This window comes from Polaribacter sp. (genome assembly GCF_036480315.1).
Lineage (GTDB): Bacteria > Bacteroidota > Bacteroidia > Flavobacteriales > Flavobacteriaceae > Polaribacter.
In genome coordinates this window covers 51968-72029 of sequence record NZ_JAZGGG010000013.1, presented here as the reverse complement: position 1 = coordinate 72029, position 20062 = coordinate 51968, and the positions used below count along the sequence as shown (strand labels likewise).

Sequence of the window (20062 nt, the reverse complement as noted above, 5' to 3'; positions counted from 1 at the left end):
TTTAATACCTCTAAAATTTTCTCGTAATTTGCTCTAAAGCTGTTCATCTATTTAAATGTTTGAAATTCAATTAAATATACGATTCTCTTAATCAATGAACAGCTTTTTTATAATGCACAACAGGTATAAATATATGTATCTTATCTAATTACTAGCTTTTTAGTTGCTGTTTTACCATTTTCTGTAACTTTTAAGATATATATTCCTGCATTTACTCCAGAAACATCTATATTTTTCTTTTCTCCAGAAAAACTTGAAGAAAATACTTTTTTACCTAAAACATTAAAAATTACTACCTGTTTTACACTAGAACTAGTGCTAGAAATTGTAAATTTCTTATCTGTAATTGGGTTTGGATACGTTGTAAAACCTTCAATATTATTTCTACTAACTGAAGCGGTAGCCATTTTTGGTGTTACTTGTGCCCAAGAAGTTCCAATTCTTAACTCATCAAAATTAATACTTGGCGTTTCTCCAGTACTATCTTGACGTAAAATAAATCTTCCTAAATCTACAGCTGTAGATGATGATGTGTGAGATAAGTTTGCTGTACCTGGAGTTCCTTCAAAAGTTGCTGGATCTGGATTTGCCCAAACTTTAATTTCATTAGTAGCAAGTTCATAAGACATCACAATAAATGTTTGCTCTCCTGGTGTATAAGAAAGTGTTGTATCAAAGTTCGTTGCAGAACCCGACTCACTCACTCCTAATTCATACATTGTATTATCTGCTGCAGTTTGTCTTATATACAATCTAGATCTAAAACTTCCACCAGATTCAGCTAAAGCCACAAAATAACCTCCATCTGTTGTATCTGTCATTGTAGAAATATCTGTTGGACTAAAAATAAACGAAGCATACAAAGTTCCTGTAGATGTTGCATTAAAACCAATATATGGATCACTACCACTACCTACCAAATTTACCATTGCGCCTACTGGATTAGGAAATTCACCTACATTAAAAGGGTTTCCCATTGTACCAGCAACTACTTGAATGTTATTAGCCGTAGAAGATGTTGATGCATCTTGCCAATCTGTAGAGGCAATTAAATCTGTTCCTACTGTATAATCGAAAGATTCGTATACTGGAAAAGGTTTACATACTAGGCTAGAAAAATTTCTAGTAAAATCACAAGTACTTCCTGTTCCACCAACTACTTTTATATCTACGTCTGTTCCTTCAGGAATTCCTGTAACTGTAATACTCCCTGTTGCACTAGCATCTGGATTATCTCCTCCAATAGTTCCAACATCATTACCCATATCATCTTTTGCTGTAATTGTATACGTAATTCCCGTGTTTCCTCCAGTAAATGTTATAGATCCATTATATGTATCAACCCCAGATGTTAAAGCATCACAACTAGTACTTATAGTATCAAGTGCTAAAACACATGGAAAAGCTATAGTAAATGTTGTAGAATCGCTTACTGCAGTAGATAATGAAGCTCCAGCATTATCTACTAACTCTAAAGTTAGTGTATAGGTACTTCCAGGAATTACTGTTATATTTGGCAATGTTGCAGAAAAGAAAGAAGTTACTTCTGTAGAACCTCCTTGGGTTTCAAAAGTAGATTTAATGTATCCATCTCCAGAACCATCTCCCATTCCAGATCCATTATCCGCAGAAAAATTAAAATTCATTAAACTTATCGTAACTGCAACACTTGTTGTACTTGCAATTGTAGCACCGTCTGAAGGAGCAATTATTGTTAAACTAGGGTCCGTTGATGGCGCCGTTATAGTAAAATTAGCAGTTAATGCTGTATAACCATCTGTATTGTCTCCAACCCAATTACTATCACTTGCAACAGCAGCTAATAATGCTACTTTTGTTCCTGTTGTAATTCCATTATAATATATATTATCAAACTCTGCTTCTGATCCAGCACCAGCACCTGCAGCTACTGCATTTACACCGTCTGTTAAACCTGTTGGAAGGTCTGATTGATTTGAATCATTTGATCCTGATTGCCATTCCGAACTATTACCAGCAGCTGCAAAGATAAATGTAGGTGCTGACGAATTTCCTTGATATACTAATATTTGATCTCCACCACTAGAAATGTTAATATCGCCTCCATCTAAAGAAAAATCCCCCATATCTCCAACAGTATATCTAATATTTGTACCTGCTGTAATTCCACCAGTTGGTGCAGTATAAAGAACAGTACCTTCCCCACTTCTTAAAACAGTTCCTGTCCATCCGTTATCAGTAAATTTAACTACTGTACCTGCATCTAAATCAACTAAAGGTACAAATCTAAAGCCATCATTTGTATCTCCTTGCATCTCAATAACTACTAAATCTCCTGCAACAAGGGTTGTTTGAGAAAATGTTATCAAAGAAACGAATATTAATAATAATGTAATAAAGTAATTTTTTTTCATGTTGATATTGGTTTAAATAATTTGTTATGTAAATATATAAAATTTTTAGTCTTTCTTTATATTTCGGAAACATTAAATAATGATTAAATTTACTTAACTATTTTTTAAACAAACACTTAACTACATTTAATGTTATTTAAACGTTAACTTAAGACTTATAGATTAAATGAATGTTAAGGAGTTTAAATTCTATTATTATTATCATTATTTTTGAGACAAATTATTTCACACACCAGTTTATGAATAAAAATGAAATTAAAATTTTACTAGTTGATGATGAGCCAGATATTTTAGAAATTGTAGGTTACAATTTAAAAAACGAAGGTTATCAAGTTTTTACAGCTTCTAACGGTCAAGAAGCTATAAAATCTGCTAAAAAAAATATTCCGCATTTAATTTTACTAGACATAATGATGCCTGAAATGGATGGAATTGAGGCTTGTGAAAAAATTAGAAAAATAAAATCTTTAGAAAATGTAGTCATCTCATTTTTAACTGCTAGAGGAGAAGATTACTCACAAGTTGCAGGTTTTGAAGCTGGTGCAGATGATTATATTACAAAACCTATAAAGCCAAAAGTTTTAGTTAGTAAAATAAAATCTTTATTAAGAAGATTAAAAACCGAAACACAAGACGAAGAAACTTTTAAAGTTGGGGATATTGTTATAGACAGAGAGGAATACGTTGTATACAAAGCTGGTGTAAAAATATCATTACCAAGAAAAGAATTTGAGCTTTTCTCTTTATTAACTTCTAAACCTGGTAAAGTTTTTAAAAGAGAGGTTATTTTAGATTCTGTTTGGGGAAATGAAGTTGTTGTTGGTGGAAGAACTATTGATGTTCATATTAGAAAACTCAGAGAAAAAATTGGTGATGACCATTTTAAAACAGTTAAAGGTGTTGGATATAAATTTGTTTTAGAAGAAGAAGACAAATAAATTTGTTTCAATGAAATTTAAAAAAACATATTCTTACGCACTTTGGTCTGCTGTATATCTAACATTACTTTCAGTAATTATTGCAGCAATCTCTTATTTTCTTATAATTCAACATTTTGGAATTAGCATAATTATTATCGCTATAATTATACTCTTTATTACTACATTTTTTATTACCCAATACAGAGCAGAACACTTCATTTACAGAAGATTAAAGAAAATTTATGAAGAAGTATCAATTTTAGATATAAATGATTTGCGTAAAGACTCCGCTACCACTGATATTGAAAAACTTTCTAAAAGTATGCAGAAATTTGTGGAAGGAAAACGTTTAGAAATAAAAAACTTAACAGAAAGAGATTCTTTTAGAAGAGACTTTTTAGGAAATGTAGCTCATGAACTTAAAACACCTCTATTTACAGTACAAGGTTATATTTTAACCTTGATTGAAGGCGCTGTAAACGATAAAGAAGTTCGTACAAAATATTTAGAAAGAGCCAATAAAGGAGTCGAAAGATTGGTTGCTGTTACCAATGATTTAGATATGATTGCTAAATTAGAAACGGATGGCCTTAAAATAAATATCGAAATTTTTAACATACTAGAACTTACACAGAATGTTTTTGACTTGCTTGAAATGAAAGCTAAAAAGAGAAACATCATTTTAAAGTTCGATAAAGTATATGAATTTCCTGTTTTTGTACAGGGTGATATTGAAAAAATTGAGCAAGTTCTTATCAACTTAATTGTAAACTCCATTAAATACGGAAAACCAAACGGCACATCAATAGTTGGTGTAGATAATTACAATAAAAACAAGTTTATAATTAAAATTATTGATAACGGAGAAGGAATTCAGCAAAAACATATCTCTCGTTTATTTGAACGTTTTTACAGAGTAGACCAAAGTAGATCTCGTGAACAAGGTGGTTCTGGTTTGGGGCTTTCTATTGTAAAACACATTATAGAAGCGCATGATGAAACCATTTTACTAAAAAGTATTTATGGTGAAGGTTCAGAGTTTTCTTTTACTTTAGAAAAGGCTAAATAAATCTGAACTTAATTTTGTTTCTTCTGAATTTAATCCAGAATAATTTTGAACCTCTTCCAATTTATATGAAGTAAAATCTTCTAATATACAAAAAGGAGCTACTTTTTTTTCTTTAAAATAAGAAGCTAAATATTCTTGCTCTGGTTGATTTTTAGTCGGTATAAAAAATACTTTTTTATTTAAAACTGCCAAATCCATAATTGAAGAATAACCAGATCTACAAACAACTATTTCTGATGCATTTATTAACTTTTCTAGTTCTTCTGAAAGTACATAATTATAAAAAGTAAGATTTTTTTCTGTCCATTTTTTTTGATGAACCTCAACTTTCCCTAATACAAAAACAATATTTCTAGTATCTTTTTTAAAAGCTAGCATCAACTTTTTTTCAAAAAAGGTTCTATTCGGTTCTGGGCCAGAAAGAAGTACTAAAATATTAATACTTTTTTCTAATTCTTCTTTTTTAAAGCGGCTTAAAACTCCAATAAATTTTTGATTCTTGTGTTTTTTAAACTCTGACAATTTGCCCGAAAAAAGAGAATCTTCTGTATCAGGAATCCAACATTCGTTAAACTTTTTTATGCTATTTTGATGAATCTTACTGGTGATAAAAGTTGTAAAACCAGATAAAACTGTAGTTTGATGTGTTATATAAACAGAAGGAACCCTATTACTTCTTACACCAAAACGATTGTCTGATATTACACCAACAACGTCTTTATTCTTTCCTATAAATTGCTCTAAAAGTTGCTTTTCTTTTTTTACAGCTTTTAGAATAGTTGGTAATTGTTTTAGTAAATTCCATTTTATATTCTTGCCATATTTAATATGGTAAGAAGGCAATTCTAAAGTTTCTAAAGTTGGAAATTCTTTTTTTAAAAAATCTAAAGCTTTACCATCTGAAGCTATTATTGGAATAAATTTTTCTGAAATAAGTGCATTTATAATGGGCACACAACGAGATGCGTGACCTAAACCCCAATTTAAAGGTGCAATAATTATTTTACTTTGGGTAGAATTCATTTATATTTCAATTTGCTACCAAGTTTTTAAATAAAAACTTAAAATTAAGTTGCTATTTGGTTGATAGAAAAGTGCGTTAAGGATTGAATTGGCATCCTTTTTTTTCTTTTTCAGAAAAAAAAGATATAATGGAAAGCCTGTTAAAACGCCCAAATAAAAACCTTTTTAAACTAAATCGAAACCAATGTCTTTTCTGTAATTCATTTTATCGAAATGAATTTTATTGATGCTTCTATAACTCTTTTCTAAAGCTTCTTCAATAGTATCTCCAAACGAAGTAACCGCCATAACTCTACCACCAGCAGATACTGTTTTTCCATCTTTAATAGTTGTTCCTGCATGAAAAATAGTAGATTCTTTTACGTTTTCTAGGCCTGTAATTTCTTTATTTTTCTCGTAACTTTCTGGGTATCCGCCAGAAACCAACATTACGGTAGTTGCGGTTTTAGAGGTTACAGAAAATGATTTTGTATCTAAATTCTGATTGGCAACACCATCGAACAATTCAAATAAATCTGATTCTATTCTTGGTAATACAACTTCAGTTTCTGGATCTCCCATTCTTACATTATACTCAACCACAGAAGGATTTCCGTTATCATTCATTAATCCAATAAAAATAAATCCACGGTAATCAATTCCGTCTTTTTGTAAACCTGCAATTGTAGGTTTTACCACCAATTCTTCTACTTTATCTAAAAAATCTTGGTCTGCAAAAGGTACAGGAGAAATTGCGCCCATTCCACCAGTGTTTAAACCTGCATCTCCTTCGCCAATTCTTTTGTAATCTTTGGCTGAAGGTAAAATTTTATAGTTTTTACCGTCTGTTAATACAAAAACAGATAATTCTATTCCTTTTAAAAATTCTTCGATTACAACAGTAGATGATGCTTCGCCAAATTTTTGATTGGAAACCATTTCTTCTAATTCAACTTTTGCTTCTTCTAAAGAGTTTAAAATTAAAACTCCTTTACCGCCAGCTAAACCGTCTGCTTTTAATACAAAAGGTGGTTCTAAAGTTTCTAAAAAGGTAAAACCATCTTCTAGATTATCTTTTGTAAATGATTTATATTTTGCAGTTGGAACTCCATGTTTTTGCATGAATTGTTTCGAAAAATCTTTAGATCCTTCTAACAAAGCTCCGTCTTTTTTAGGTCCAATTACTGGAATATTTTTCAATACATTGTCTGCTAAAAAGAAATCATGAACTCCATTTACTAAAGGTGCTTCTGGCCCAACAACAACCATTTTAATATCCTTTTCTAAAACTGTTTTTTTAACTGCTTCAAAATCTGTAGGATTTATGTTTACGTTTACAGCAATTTTATCTGTACCTGCATTTCCTGGAGCTACAAAAAGCTGATTCACTTTACTGCTTTCTACTAGTTTTAATGCAAAAGCGTGTTCTCTTCCTCCTGAGCCTAATATAAGAATATTCATGTTAGTTATGTTGTTGTTTGTTGCTGCAAATATATTTTAAATTCTTTTAAATTCTACTTTCAAAAGACATACATTTACTTTAAAACTTAAAGTTTTAAGAGTTCTTTTTATTAAAAAAACCCCATTTTAGAAAATATTTAATGGCAGAAGATGTGTGTTTAAGAAATAATTTAACACTTTTTGATGAACCTTGTTTTAACACATGTATTATTTCTACGTTTGGATAATACATTTTTTTCTTCCCTAAAACATCTATTTTTTTACAAATATCTACATCTTCCATATATAAGAAATACCTTTCATCGAAGCCATTTAAGTTTACAAAATCTGCTGTTTTATATAAATGAAAACAACCTGTAATATAGTCTGCAAAGAATGATTCGCTTAAATCTTTATCCCTATAAGTTCCTTTAAAAATAACGGATTTAAATATTGGTTTTAGAAAAGAAAATCTTCTAGCTAATAGTTCTGATGCCGATGGATATCTTCTACATGAATATTGATGTGATTTGTCTGGAAATAAAACTTTTGGGGCAATCATTGCCACATCCTGATACTTTTCTAACTCTTGTATTAAACTGTTAATTACACCAATTTTAAAAGATACATCTGGATTTAATATTAAATGATACTTAGAAGTATTATTAATACTTTTTATAATTTTATTATGCCCGGCTCCAAAACCAATATTCTCTTCTATGCCAACATATTCTATTTCTTTATTAACAAACACATACTCGAAAAATCTAGAAGGAGTATTATCAATCAAAAAAAGTTTTTTAGCTAATGGTATTTGTAAAAAAGAATCTATTGTTTTATGTAAATCAGTTAAATCTTCTTTAAAAAGTACTATTGAACACGTTATTACTATTTCTTTTTTCATTTTATATTAATAGGCTTTTTCTTCTTTTACAAAAACATTAAAAACCGTTTGTAATACTATTTTTATATCTAAAAAAAATGACCAATTTTCAATATAAAAAATATCTAAACGAACCCTATTTTCAATATCTGATTTTTTTATAACCTCTCCTCTATAACCACTTATTTGGGCAAGCCCAGTAATTCCTGGTTTTACAGAATTTCTTACCAAATAGTTTTCTACTTCGTTTACATATTTTTTAGTTTGAATATTAATATGTGGTCTTGGTCCAATAGTACTCATATCTCCTTTTAAGACATTAAAGAATTGTGGTAGTTCATCTATACTTGTTTTCCTTAAAAAAGCACCAATTTTTGTAACTCTTTTATCATTTTTAGACGCTGCAATTTTATCTGCATCTAAATTAACTTTCATTGATCTTAACTTATAACAGTTAAATTGACTTCCGTTTAAACCATCTCTTTTCTGCTTAAAAAATAATGGCCCTTTAGAATCAATTCTAATAATTAACCACATTAAAGGCAAAAACCAAGATAGAATAAAAATACAAATTCCTAGAGAAAAAAAGATGTCAAAAGTTCTTTTAAATATATGAGTTTCTATTTGTTCAAAAGGTAATGGTTTAGGTTTTAATATAGGTATAGTACCAAAATATTCTAAAATAAAATCTTTACTATAAATAGCTTTATTCTCGGGTATTATTCTTAAGTCTAATTTATGTAATGCAGCAAATTTTCTAATTTCAACTACTTGACTTTCATTAAATCCAGATGATTCACAATAGATTTCATCTATTTTGTTCTCTAAAATATATGCAAAGGCATTTTTAAAATTTCCTAAATAAGTTTTTGATTTGTATAATTTATCAGAAAAAAAGCCAAAAAATCGATACCCTAAATCATTCCTTTCATTAAATAGTTTTTGAATGTTTTTGGCTGTTGTATTCTCTCCAAAAAGAATAATATTTCTATAGTTTTTTCCATCTGATCTGTATTTTTTTAGAAGGAAAAAAGTAAAAAATTTAAAAAAAGTAACAACTATTATAATTAATACAAAGATTATAAGCTGATTATCTACAACTTCACCTTCTTTAAAAATACTGAAATAACTTAAATAAGCGAGAGAAAAAACAAAAAATTGTGATAACAACAATGTTAGTACTCTAGTAATATGCGTGTACCTATAAACATTATAGAACTTTGTATAATAGGAAATAAACAACCACAATACTGTTGTGTAAGATAAAAAGGTAAAATTCAAGTATTCTTTATCGGATACAAAATAAACGATTCCACTAATTATTAATAAATCTAGAAGAATTACTAAAGGCCTTATTAAAATTGAATTCTTTTTTTTCAATTGTTATTTTTTTTTAAAGATAACAAGGCTATGGTTATAAAAAAAACCATTCCTCTTTGTCTCCACAAGAAAGACTCTGTAAAACAAACCACCATTATTAGCATTATCATATAAAACAATGAAAAATCTTTATACAGTATTGATTGTTTAATTAAAGTATAAAAAATCATTAATAATAAAATGAAACCCAAAACACCAAGTTCTGCGAATACTTGTATGTACTGGTTATGGTAATTATAACTTAAATACCCAGGATACAATTTATATTCAGAATATTTTTTATTTAAACTATTTTGAGAATTATTTAAACCAAATCCTAAATAATACTTCTGCTGTTCTGTTATTATTTCATAGAAAGCGCGTATTTGAAAAATTCTTAAACTTGCACCTGTCCATAAATATACGTTGCCAAATTCATTTTTATTTAATGCTTCACTAATATTTGTTTTATCAATTTCTTTCTTTATTCTTTTTATTACATTATTAGATGCTAATAACAGAATAAGGGTAACACCAAAAATAATAATTGAGTACTTATAATTTAATTTTTTAGTGTTTTTTCTTTTCAGAAAAAACACTAAAGTAAAGAGTAGGGTAAATGTTATAATTATTTTTGAAGAAAGTAAAATTAAAAAAAGTGCTAAAAAGAATAAACTAAAAGAATCTAATTTAGTTTTACCCTTTTTTGTTAGAAAAAAACCAATACCAAAACTTATGAATACAGATAAATAAATTGCATTCATATTACTTAAATTATTGCTTAATTTATGATAAAATAAATAACTAAAATCTGAGTATTTATATGTATTTAAAGCACCAATTAGTAAGCAATAAAAAGCGTAATAGACTAAAGATTTTGAAAAAAAATTAAGCACTTCTTCTCGCTTATCAACTCTTATATTATTGAGTAAAAATGCTATTGGAAGTATAATATATGGTAAAAAACGCGGTAAACCCTCCGTTGTACTTTTAACGTTATCTGACCAAAATAAAGAAAGAAAACATAAAATATAAAAGCCAATAAATAGTGCCATTAACTTATTAAAAACAACTCTTTCTTTTAATTGGATAAGTTTAAAACAGCCTACCAAAAAAAATAAAATGATGCTTATACTATTTACTGCAAAACCTAATGGTAAAGTAATTAAAACTAATGTTAATGATATTTTAGAAATGTTATTTAGCAAGACATTCATGGAAGAAATTAAGATAACTGCTATTTATTTTGTTAATATCATATTCGTTACTAATTTTATTTTTATTGCTTTCAATTTTATCTATTTCTTGTTCTCTACTTATTTTCTCTAGATAAAAACCAACATCTTTGTAAGTATAAAAATAATATGCATGCTCTTTTAGAACTGCTTTATTGAATATATTATTGTGTGCTATTATTAAATTTCCAGAACCCATAGCTTCTAAAAGAGATGGATTTGTGCCACCAACGGAATGACCATGAAAATAAAGGTTACAGCAATGTCTTAAACAGTTTAGTTCCTCATTATTGTAAATACTTCCTAAAAATATAATGTGCTTATAATCTTTGTATTTTTCTTTTATTCTTTTGCCAAAATTATTCTTTGTATAATCTCCAATTACTATAAAAGATGTCTCTTGTTTACTGTAAACTACGCCATCTAAAATGGTTTCAATGTTATTTTCTGGTTCTATTCTAGCAAGTAGCATGTTGTACTTTAACTTTTCTAAATTAAATTTCTTTAAAATAGTTTCATTTACACTAGGTACAATTTGGCTTCCGTAAGCAATAAATTTTGAGTCTTTTTTATATTTGTCATCTATGTACTTCTTTATTCCGTTAGAATCTGCAACCAAAAAATGACTATGTTTAACAGCCAAACTTTCAGCATATTTTAGAAATTTTCTTACAAAGAAAGTATACTTACTTCTTTTCCATTCTAGACCATCCATATTGGTAATAATTAATGGTTTTTTAGGAAAAAGAAACGACCAAACGGAACTACTAGTATATCCTAATTGCAAGATAACATCTAAATCTTTTTTTCTTGTATCTAAAATACAATTTAGATCATAAATAAATTGACCAATTGTACCCATTTTTTTTTCAGGATCATTACAATGAACAATATGAACTCCTTTAAATAATTTATCTTGATATGGGTGGTTTGATGAATTGTAAACGTAAACCTCACATTTCTCTTTAGCTAGATATGTTGCTAAATACTCTGCAAATTGCTCGAAACCTCCATAATGATTTGGAATACCTCTAGTACCAATTATTCCTATTCTCATTAATTTTTTTTGTTAATTGTTTTCTAAAAAAGAATAACGATCCTAATAAAAAAGTAAATACTTCTTCAATATTATAAACACCATTAATTATTAGCGATGAAAATAAAAAATAAATACTTATTCCTGCAATTAAATTATTAATAATTGACGCTTTTTCTGATGATTCATTTTTATACGTGAATAAATATAAATCTAACAAGAATAAAAAATAAATGGTTACACCTATAATACCAGTTTTAAAAAAAATATTCACATAACCATTATGAATAACTGGTATATAACGCATTTTTTCATCTCCTCCCAAAAGTACTTTAAATTTTAAATCTACCAAAGAACCAAACCCTTTACCTACAAAATATGTTATTGGTGTATTCATTTGTTCTATTGCCAATGTTGCTTCATAAGCTCTCCAATGATCCCAAAGATAAGCATGGTTATTAGGGTCTATTTTATTTATAGGTGTAAAGATTTCTGAAGGTGCTATTTTCATTTTATAAAAAAAAGATTCTAAACCAGGTTTTCCTCTATCTAAATCTATGCTAAATAAATAGACATAAAATAATCCAAAAAATAATGAAAGTAATACACCATATTTAATTCCTTTAGTTGTAATTTTTAAATAACCATATATAGAGGAAAGCAATATTATAAATGCTACAATCATGGTTCTTGAAAAATATAAAGTGAAAGATATTATTGTAATAATTAAAATTACTTTTTTTAATAATTTATTTCTAACAACATTTAAAAAACGATATTTAAATGAACCTATTAATATTATTAGAACGAACACTTCTGATATATTAGAGATACCTCCAACTTTTCTTATATCACTTCTTGAAGAAATAGAAAAATCTACGTTTACAACTATATTAATGATATGTATAATAGAAAAGAAAAATGTTATATAAATTATTATAGCTAAAAATCTAGAAAAATTAACTATTTTTTTAGCAATTAAATATCCTGTAATTATTGCTAATATGGGTTTTGTAAAGTAAGTTAAGTCTTTAATGAAATTGTAAAGTGTTTGAGATTGAAATAAAGACGAAATACAACCAATGCCTAAAATTAAAACTAAAAAAGAAATGCTATTAAAAAGTTTAGATGATATTTTAGAATAGAAAAGTATTAAAACAAGAAAATAAGCAAAAAAATGAACCTCAATTACAGAAAATTGAACCAACAGGCACAAAACCAAGCCTAAAATAAAATCATTTAATTTCATATAGTAGAATCTTTTAAATAATTCAACTCAAATTGATTTACGTACTTTTCTAGTGTAAATATTTTTTTTGCTCTTAAAAAACCTTCTGTACTATATTTATTTCTTAAAGATGCATCATTCAATAATAAGTTCATTTTTATTGTAAGGCTTTCCACATTTTCCACATTAAATAAAAGACCTGTTTTATTATCTTCTACTACTTCTTTTAATGCTCCTAAATTTGAAGCTATAACTGGTTTTTTAGACAACATAGCTTCTAATGCTACCAAACCAAAAGATTCAGGAATTGTAGATGGAACGACAGCTATATCAATAATATCCCAAAATTTCCAAATTTCTGTTTGAAAATTTATAATCTTTACTTTAGCACTTAAATTTAGTGTTTCTATTTGTTTTTCTAGAGTTTCTAGAACATCTTCTTTTCCTTTTACTGTTGAACCAATAAATAATAGTTTAGCATTTGATTGTTTTTTTTCTAACTCCTTAAAAGCATTTAATAATAATGCGTGTCCTTTGTTTTCATTTATTCTACCAACAAGACCAAGAAGAATATCAGAAGAATTAAAAGTTAATGATTTTTTTAATTCTTCAATTTCTTTATTTGTTGTTATTTCAACTTCCCTATCTAATCCATTATAAATTACAACCGATTTCCTTTTTATTTTGGGTTGTATTTTACAGAAACTTTCTTGTGTTGTTTTAGAATTGAATATTGTAAAATCAGAAAAAACTTTTACCAACCTAGAAAAAACTTTTACTGCTATTTTAGGGTTTTCTAAAACTTCGTGAATATGCCAAAAATGTTTAATCCCTTTTAATCTTGCATAAACAAATCCTAAAATTACAACAACGGTATTACTTTGAACAATGTCTATTTTAACCCCTTTTAATTCTTTATTTAACTTAAAAATAGATTTCAAGAAATTAAAAGGAAAAGAAATTAACTCCTTAAAATTAAACATTTTTTTATGAATGTTTAATACTGGTGTTATAATTACTTTTATGTTCAGTTTTTTTAATTCAACAGAAAGCAACCCTTCTCTTGGTAAAACAACTATTGGAGAAAATAAATTCTTATTTAGCTTTTGTACTAAATATAATAATGCTTTGTCTGAACCATATAAGTCAGCCGATTGATGTACAAAAAGAATCGTTTTTTTTTTCATTATCTGTATCTTATTTTACAGATTAAGGTTTCAATAAAATAATAAAATTTACTTATAACTTTTGAATAACCATTATGAACTCTTATTAAATGAGATTCTTTTAAAGGTGCTTCTACTTGCCTAGTACTTACACCGCCAATAGTAAAATTGGTTATTATCTTATTTAAATAACTAATTTTAAAATTGTTATTTATAATTTTTATAATAAAATCATAATCAGCACATATTTTATAACGCAAAGAATATCCTTTTAGCTGGTTGTAAACTCTTTTATGTATAAATGAAGTTGGGTGAAAAAAGGGCATTTTTCTAATAGCCGTTTTTTTAGATTTTGGGGTTAGTGTTTTTAAAAAAATATTGTCGGAAGTATAGGTATTCATATTTCCATGAATAAAATCTGCTTTTGTTCTAATAAATTGATTTTTTATATTCTCTAATGCATCCAGCATATACCAATCATCACTATTAATAATACCAATTAACTCGCCACTAGAAGCCTCAATTCCTTTGTTCATGGCATCATAAATACCTTTATCGGGCTCACTCACCCATTTATAAGAAATTCCTTTTTCTATAAATTTTTGTTCGAATGATGCTATAATTTTTAATGTTAAATCAGATGATTTTCCATCAATAATAATATATTCAAAATTCGAGAATGTTTGATTTAGAACAGATTCTATGGTTCTTTTAATTGTTTTTTCTGAATTAAAACAAACAGTAAGAATGCTAAATAATGGTTCCATATTTAATTTTATCTAAAAAAAACACCATCTACTTGCAATAATTTTCCTGAATTTTCATCGTAAAAACCATTTTCTAAACTGTATAAGTTATAACCCAATGATGTAATATAATTCGTCATCTCTAAATATAACATTTCTTTACTGTATAGTTCTTCAACAGACATTTCTATTTGAATACCATGAATGTTTTTTAATGATTTAATTGCTCCTTCTAATACATTCTTCTCAAAACCTTGCACATCTAATTTTAACAATACAACCTCATCATCTAAGACAAAGTTATTAAAAATAGCATCTAATGTTTTTATAACTACTACCTCTTTACCAACAATTTTAGATTCTGGTGCACTTTTAAGATGGCTAGGCATTATATCTAATAAAGAACTACTATATGAGTTTTCAGAAATATTAATTTCTAATTCTTCTTCTTTATCTCCTAAACCATAATTAAAAACTTTCCAATTTTTATTTTTAATAGCTTTTTTTTCTAAATTCTTAAACGTTGAATTTACGGGTTCAAAAGATACAATTTCTCCTTTGTAGCCTAGTTTAAATGTCTGTAATGCATATTGACCACTGTTAGCACCAACATCTAATATTTTAGTTATTTTATGATGACTTAAAAGTTTTTCTCTTCTTCTTAAATCTAAATTAGGGTATTTTACCAAATCTATTTTTAAAGGATTTAAAAAACTTCTTACAAGGTTAATTAAACTCATTATTTTTCAAAATTTTAAATGTTTGTATCGGTAAAATTATCGACATTCCTAAAATACTAAAAACTGTTCCCAAAATTACACCACTACTTCCTAAATTGTATTCCTCAACCAAATAAATTGATATTGGAATATTTATAATTGCACCAAAAATAAACAACCACATTTGTAGTTTTACTTTACCAATGGCATTTAAAAACATCATATAAATAGCTCCATAAACTCTTACTAAAACAAACAAAGACATAAAAAGCAATAAGCTTTTCGAAATTAATAAATCTCTTTGAATCCAAAGATTTATTATTGGTTTAGAAATGAAAAATAAAATTAATACTAAAAAAATAAATAGCATAAATAATTTATTTAGCTTAATAATGGTTTTTCTAATCCAGTTAAAATCTTTCTTTTGATAAGCATCTGTATATAATGCCCAAAATGGATCTTGCATAATTACAGAAAATGTAATTACTACCTGAAAAAGCCTAAAAACAACATCATAATTAGTTACCTCACTAGGTCCCAACAATTTTGTAATTATAAGGTTATCTGTAGAAAAGATAACTATCATGCATAGCTGAATTACAAAAAAAGCCAAACTTAAACCCATTAAATCATTCACTTTACTTTTGCTAAAGAACTTAATAGAAGGAATAATATTTTTATTTTTTTTGAAAAATAATACCGTAAAAATTAAACCAACTACAATATTTGCAATTCCATAAACCAAAGCTATTAGCATTAAGTTTCTTGGAAAGAAATTTAATAAAACTGTTATTGTTGATAAAATTAAAATCTGATAAATTAACATTGCTAATTCAACTTTAGAAGCCTGTTGACTAGCATAATAAAAAGATTTGTATAAATTAAGAACAAAACCAATAACTATTAAAATTAATGTTATTAGTAGTATTTTCTGTAATTCTATATTTGATAAAACTCGGGTATTAAATAATTCTTGAAGATTAAAATTAAAAATAAGTACAACTGCTATGATAAAAATAATGATAGAGATTGAAGAAATAGAAATGTATGCTGTAGATATATAGGTTTTTGCTAACTTAAAATCTTTAAGACTTAACGCTTCTGTTAATCTAGTTTTTAAACCGTTACCTATACCTGCGTCAACAAAAAAAACAATATTTACTAATGAAAAAATTGTAACCCAAATACCATATTGTTCTTTTTCTAAATAGTTTAATAAAATAGGAATTGTTGTAAAAACAATACACATATTTAAAACTTTAAACAATACACCTAAAGAAACATTTTTAAATATTATTTTTTTTCTATCCATAAAGATTGTTTCAAATACCAATCATACATCATTTTAACACCTTTTTCTAGTGCTACAGAATGTTGCCAACCTAATTTATGTAATTTAGACACGTCAGTAACTTTACGCATAGTACCATCTGGTTTATCAGAATTGAACACAAAGCTACCTTTAAAACCAACAACTTCTTTTATAAGATTTGCTAAATCTTTAATAGCAATGTCTTTTCCTGTACCAATATTTATATGTGTATTCCTAACCTCTTTTTTATCAGAAATTATATCCTTAAAATCTACATTTTGTATAATGTGTACACAAGCATCTGCCATGTCTTCAGACCACAAGAATTCCCTCATTGGTTTTCCTGTTCCCCAAATTTCAATACTTTCTGATGAGATTCCGAATTTTGATAAAACTGCTTCTGCTTCTTCAAAATTGTTTACACCTAAATCTTTTACAACAGCTTCTATTTTCCCTTCATTTAACAATTTTGCTAAATGAATTTTCTTAATTAACGCTGGTAAAACATGTGATTTTTCTAAATCGAAATTATCATTTGGGCCATACAAATTGGTTGGCATTACTGAAATAAAATTAGTGTTATATTGAATATTATAACTTTCACATAGTTTTATACCTGCAATTTTTGCAATTGCATAAGGCTCATTTGTATATTCTAAAACGTCTGTTAATAAAGAATTTTCTTGTATTGGTTGTGTTGCATTTTTAGGATAAATACAAGTGCTTCCTAAAAATAATAACTTCTTAACACCAGTAACATAACTTTGATGGATTACATTATTCTGTATCATTAAATTATGATAAATAAAATCTGCTCTATAGGTGTTATTTGCAACAATTCCACCAACTTTTGCAGCAGCTAGAAAAACGTAATCTGGTTTTTCACTAGCAAAAAAATCAGCCGTTGCTTGCTGATTTGATAAATCTAATTCTTTATGGGTTCTAGTAATAATGTTTAAAAACCCTCTTTCTTTAAGATTTTTAAGAATAGCACTACCAACTAAACCTCTGTGGCCTGCAAGAAATATTTTATCTTTTTTATTCATAATTGTTCAAAATATCGTGTCCGCCTTTTTTAAGATATAATTCCTTTTTCATTAAGTTTACATCGTTTTCCATCATATCACTTACTAAATCATTTAAAGTAAATTCTGGAACCCAACCTAACTTTTCTTTCGCTTTAGTTGCGTCTCCAACTAATAAATCTACTTCAGTTGGTCTAAAATAATGTGGATCAACTGCTAAAACCTCTTTTCCAACCTCTAAATTATAAGCTGGGTTAGAACAAGATTTTACATATCCTTTTTCATTTTCGCCTTCACCTTTAAATTCTAAAATAATACCAACTTCTGCAAAAGCCATTTTTACAAAGTCTCTAACTTTTGTAGTTGTTCCTGTAGCAATTACCCAATCTTCTGGCTGTTCTGCTTGTAGAATCATCCACATCATTCTTACGTAATCTTTTGCATGTCCCCAATCTCTTTTAGCATCTAGGTTTCCTAAATGTACTTTATCTTGTAATCCTAAAGCAATTTTAGAAACGGCTCTTGTAATTTTTCTAGTAACAAAAGTTTCTCCCCTAATTGGCGATTCATGATTAAACAAGATTCCATTACATGCAAATAAATTATAAGCTTCTCTGTAATTTACGGTAATCCAATAAGCATAAATTTTTGCTACACCATAAGGGCTTCTTGGGTAAAAAGGAGTTTTTTCTGTTTGTGGAACTTCTTGTACTTTACCATACAATTCTGAAGTTGATGCCTGATAAATTCTAGTTTTCTTTTCTAAATTTAGAATTCTTATAGCTTCTAAAAGTCTTAACGTCCCCAAACCATCTACGTTGGCAGTATATTCTGGCGTTTCAAAAGAAACATGCACATGACTCATCGCTGCCAAATTGTAAATTTCATCTGGTTTTACTTCTTGTATAATTCTAATTAAATTAGAAGTATCTGTCATATCTCCATAATGTAAAAATAAATTTCTATTATCTACATGTGGATCTTGGTACAAATGATCTATTCTTTGGGTATTAAAACTAGATGCTCTACGTTTTATTCCATGAACTTCATATCCTTTCTTTAGTAGAAGTTCTGTTAAGTATGCTCCATCTTGACCTGTAATTCCTGTGATTAAGGCTACTTTCTTCATTTTGTAAACTCTTTAAATGTTTTTAGTTTTATGTCTTTTTCTGATAAGACTATTTCTTCTTTTTTTAATAACCAATCTATTGCTAAATCCTGATCATTATAAATTACTCCGTCTTCTGAAGCTTTGTTATAATAATTATCACATTTATAAGCAAAAATTGTATTGTTTTCTAATACTGAAAAACCGTGTAAAAAACCTCTTGGCACAAATAATTGTTTGTTATTTTCTCCTGATAATTCAATTGAAAAGTGTTTTCCATAGGTTGAAGAGTTTTTTCTAACATCTACAACTACATCTAAAACTTTTCCTCGAATTACTCTAACTAACTTTGCCTGAGAAAATTCATCTTTTTGTATATGTAAACCTCTTAAAACTCCTCTTTGAGAAAAAGATTGGTTATCCTGTACAAAATTTACAACGCATCCTATATTTTGGTTGAATTTTTGTTTATTAAAACTTTCAAAAAAACTTCCTCTCCCATCATCAAAAATGGTTGGTTCAATAATAAAACAACCTTTTAACTTCGTTTCTTTAACAATCATTTATTTAATCTCTAATAAATTATTTCCATAACCACTTTTTAACAATGGTTCTGCTAATTGATGCATTTGTTGTTTGGTAATAAACCCTGCTCTAAAAGCGGCTTCTTCTAAAGAACCTATTTTTAAACCTTGTCTTTGTTCAATAGCCTGTACAAATTGCCCAGCTTGCATTAAAGAATCGAAAGTACCAGTATCTAACCAAGCAACTCCTCTATCTAAAATAGATACTTTTAATTTTTTCTGATCTAAATACACTTTATTTACATCGGTAATTTCTAACTCTCCTCTTTTACTTGGTTTTATATTTTTGGCTATATTAACTACTGAATTATCATAAAAATAAATACCAGGAACTGCATAGTTAGATTTAGGGTTTTTTGGTTTTTCTTCAATAGAAATTGCATTTGAATTTTCATCAAATTCTACAACACCATACCTTTCAGGATCGTTTACATGATAAGCATACACAATTCCACCTTCTGGATTATTGTTTGCCTTTAATAATTTAGGTAAACCAGAACCATAAAAAATATTATCTCCTAAAATTAAAGCAACCTTATCATTTCCTATAAAATCTGCTCCAATAATAAAAGCTTCTGCCAATCCATTTGGTTTTTCTTGAACAGCATATTCAAATTCACACCCAAATTGCTGACCATTACCTAGTAGTTTTTTGAATAAAGGCGTGTCTTCTGGAGTTGAAATAATTAATATTTCTCTTATCCCTGAAAGTATTAAAACAGAAATAGGATAATAAATCATTGGTTTATCATAAACTGGCATTAACTGTTTACTAACAGCCAATGTTAGTGGATGTAATCGAGTTCCAGAACCTCCAGCTAAAACTATTCCTTTCAT

The 20062-nt window shown here is 27.6% G+C and carries 18 protein-coding genes; 2 read left to right on the top strand and 16 right to left on the bottom strand.

Going from position 1 to position 20062, the window contains the following annotated elements; translation table 11 throughout:
* Window positions 1-140: 140 nt before the first annotated feature.
* A complete protein-coding gene (locus V3V28_RS02615) occupies window positions 141-2393 on the bottom strand; it encodes a T9SS type A sorting domain-containing protein (RefSeq protein WP_331363466.1) in 2253 nt (750 codons plus the stop codon).
* 239 nt (window positions 2394-2632) lie between these two features.
* On the opposite strand from V3V28_RS02615, the gene V3V28_RS02610 reads away from it, so the two are divergent.
* Window positions 2633-3331 (top strand): response regulator transcription factor, encoded by a 699-nt coding sequence (locus V3V28_RS02610; protein ID WP_331363465.1) that lies wholly within the window; start codon window positions 2633-2635, stop codon window positions 3329-3331.
* Window positions 3332-3341: 10 nt separating this feature from the next.
* Window positions 3342-4382, top strand: coding sequence for a sensor histidine kinase (locus V3V28_RS02605; protein WP_331363464.1), 1041 nt, complete (start codon window positions 3342-3344; stop codon window positions 4380-4382).
* Here V3V28_RS02605 and V3V28_RS02600 read toward each other — a convergent pair.
* From V3V28_RS02600 to rfbA, 15 genes are all read right to left on the bottom strand, one after another.
* Complete coding sequence (locus V3V28_RS02600; RefSeq protein WP_331363463.1) at window positions 4365-5405, bottom strand: glycosyltransferase; 1041 nt, start codon at window positions 5403-5405, stop codon at window positions 4365-4367. The two genes, V3V28_RS02605 and V3V28_RS02600, sit on opposite strands and share 18 nt — an antisense overlap.
* Window positions 5406-5570: 165 nt before the next feature.
* Window positions 5571-6845: a phosphoribosylamine--glycine ligase gene (gene purD, locus V3V28_RS02595; protein WP_331363462.1), complete on the bottom strand. Its 1275-nt coding sequence runs from the start codon at window positions 6843-6845 to the stop codon at window positions 5571-5573.
* Window positions 6846-6939: 94 nt separating this feature from the next.
* Window positions 6940-7728: a glycosyl transferase family 2 gene (locus V3V28_RS02590; RefSeq protein ID WP_331363461.1), complete on the bottom strand. Its 789-nt coding sequence runs from the start codon at window positions 7726-7728 to the stop codon at window positions 6940-6942.
* A 6-nt stretch (window positions 7729-7734) separates the two neighbouring features.
* Window positions 7735-9087, bottom strand: a complete 1353-nt coding sequence (locus V3V28_RS02585; RefSeq protein ID WP_331363460.1) for an exopolysaccharide biosynthesis polyprenyl glycosylphosphotransferase — start codon at window positions 9085-9087, stop codon at window positions 7735-7737.
* Window positions 9084-10283, bottom strand: coding sequence for an O-antigen ligase family protein (locus V3V28_RS02580; protein WP_331363459.1), 1200 nt, complete (start codon window positions 10281-10283; stop codon window positions 9084-9086). The genes V3V28_RS02585 and V3V28_RS02580 overlap by 4 nt, the downstream gene beginning before the upstream one ends.
* Complete coding sequence (locus V3V28_RS02575) at window positions 10264-11358, bottom strand: DUF1972 domain-containing protein (RefSeq protein WP_331363458.1); 1095 nt, start codon at window positions 11356-11358, stop codon at window positions 10264-10266. Before V3V28_RS02575 ends, V3V28_RS02580 begins: the two co-directional genes overlap by 20 nt.
* On the bottom strand, window positions 11333-12586 hold the full coding sequence (locus V3V28_RS02570) for an O-antigen polymerase (protein ID WP_331363457.1): 1254 nt from the start codon (window positions 12584-12586) through the stop codon (window positions 11333-11335). Before V3V28_RS02570 ends, V3V28_RS02575 begins: the two co-directional genes overlap by 26 nt.
* Entirely contained in the window at window positions 12583-13752 is a 1170-nt protein-coding gene (locus V3V28_RS02565; RefSeq protein WP_331363456.1) for a glycosyltransferase family 4 protein, read from the bottom strand. Before V3V28_RS02565 ends, V3V28_RS02570 begins: the two co-directional genes overlap by 4 nt.
* Window positions 13752-14498 (bottom strand): glycosyltransferase family 2 protein, encoded by a 747-nt coding sequence (locus V3V28_RS02560; protein ID WP_331363455.1) that lies wholly within the window; start codon window positions 14496-14498, stop codon window positions 13752-13754. Before V3V28_RS02560 ends, V3V28_RS02565 begins: the two co-directional genes overlap by 1 nt.
* 8 nt (window positions 14499-14506) lie before the next feature.
* Window positions 14507-15217, bottom strand: a complete 711-nt coding sequence (locus V3V28_RS02555; protein WP_331363454.1) for an FkbM family methyltransferase — start codon at window positions 15215-15217, stop codon at window positions 14507-14509.
* A complete protein-coding gene (locus V3V28_RS02550) occupies window positions 15204-16508 on the bottom strand; it encodes an MATE family efflux transporter (RefSeq protein WP_331363453.1) in 1305 nt (434 codons plus the stop codon). The genes V3V28_RS02555 and V3V28_RS02550 overlap by 14 nt, the downstream gene beginning before the upstream one ends.
* Entirely contained in the window at window positions 16490-17554 is a 1065-nt protein-coding gene (locus V3V28_RS02545; protein ID WP_331363452.1) for a GDP-L-fucose synthase family protein, read from the bottom strand. The genes V3V28_RS02550 and V3V28_RS02545 overlap by 19 nt, the downstream gene beginning before the upstream one ends.
* Entirely contained in the window at window positions 17547-18662 is a 1116-nt protein-coding gene (gmd, locus tag V3V28_RS02540) for a GDP-mannose 4,6-dehydratase (RefSeq protein WP_331363451.1), read from the bottom strand. Before gmd ends, V3V28_RS02545 begins: the two co-directional genes overlap by 8 nt.
* Window positions 18659-19204: a dTDP-4-dehydrorhamnose 3,5-epimerase gene (gene rfbC, locus V3V28_RS02535; protein ID WP_331363450.1), complete on the bottom strand. Its 546-nt coding sequence runs from the start codon at window positions 19202-19204 to the stop codon at window positions 18659-18661. The genes gmd and rfbC overlap by 4 nt, the downstream gene beginning before the upstream one ends.
* Window positions 19205-20062, bottom strand: coding sequence for a glucose-1-phosphate thymidylyltransferase RfbA (gene rfbA / locus V3V28_RS02530; protein WP_331363449.1), 858 nt, complete (start codon window positions 20060-20062; stop codon window positions 19205-19207).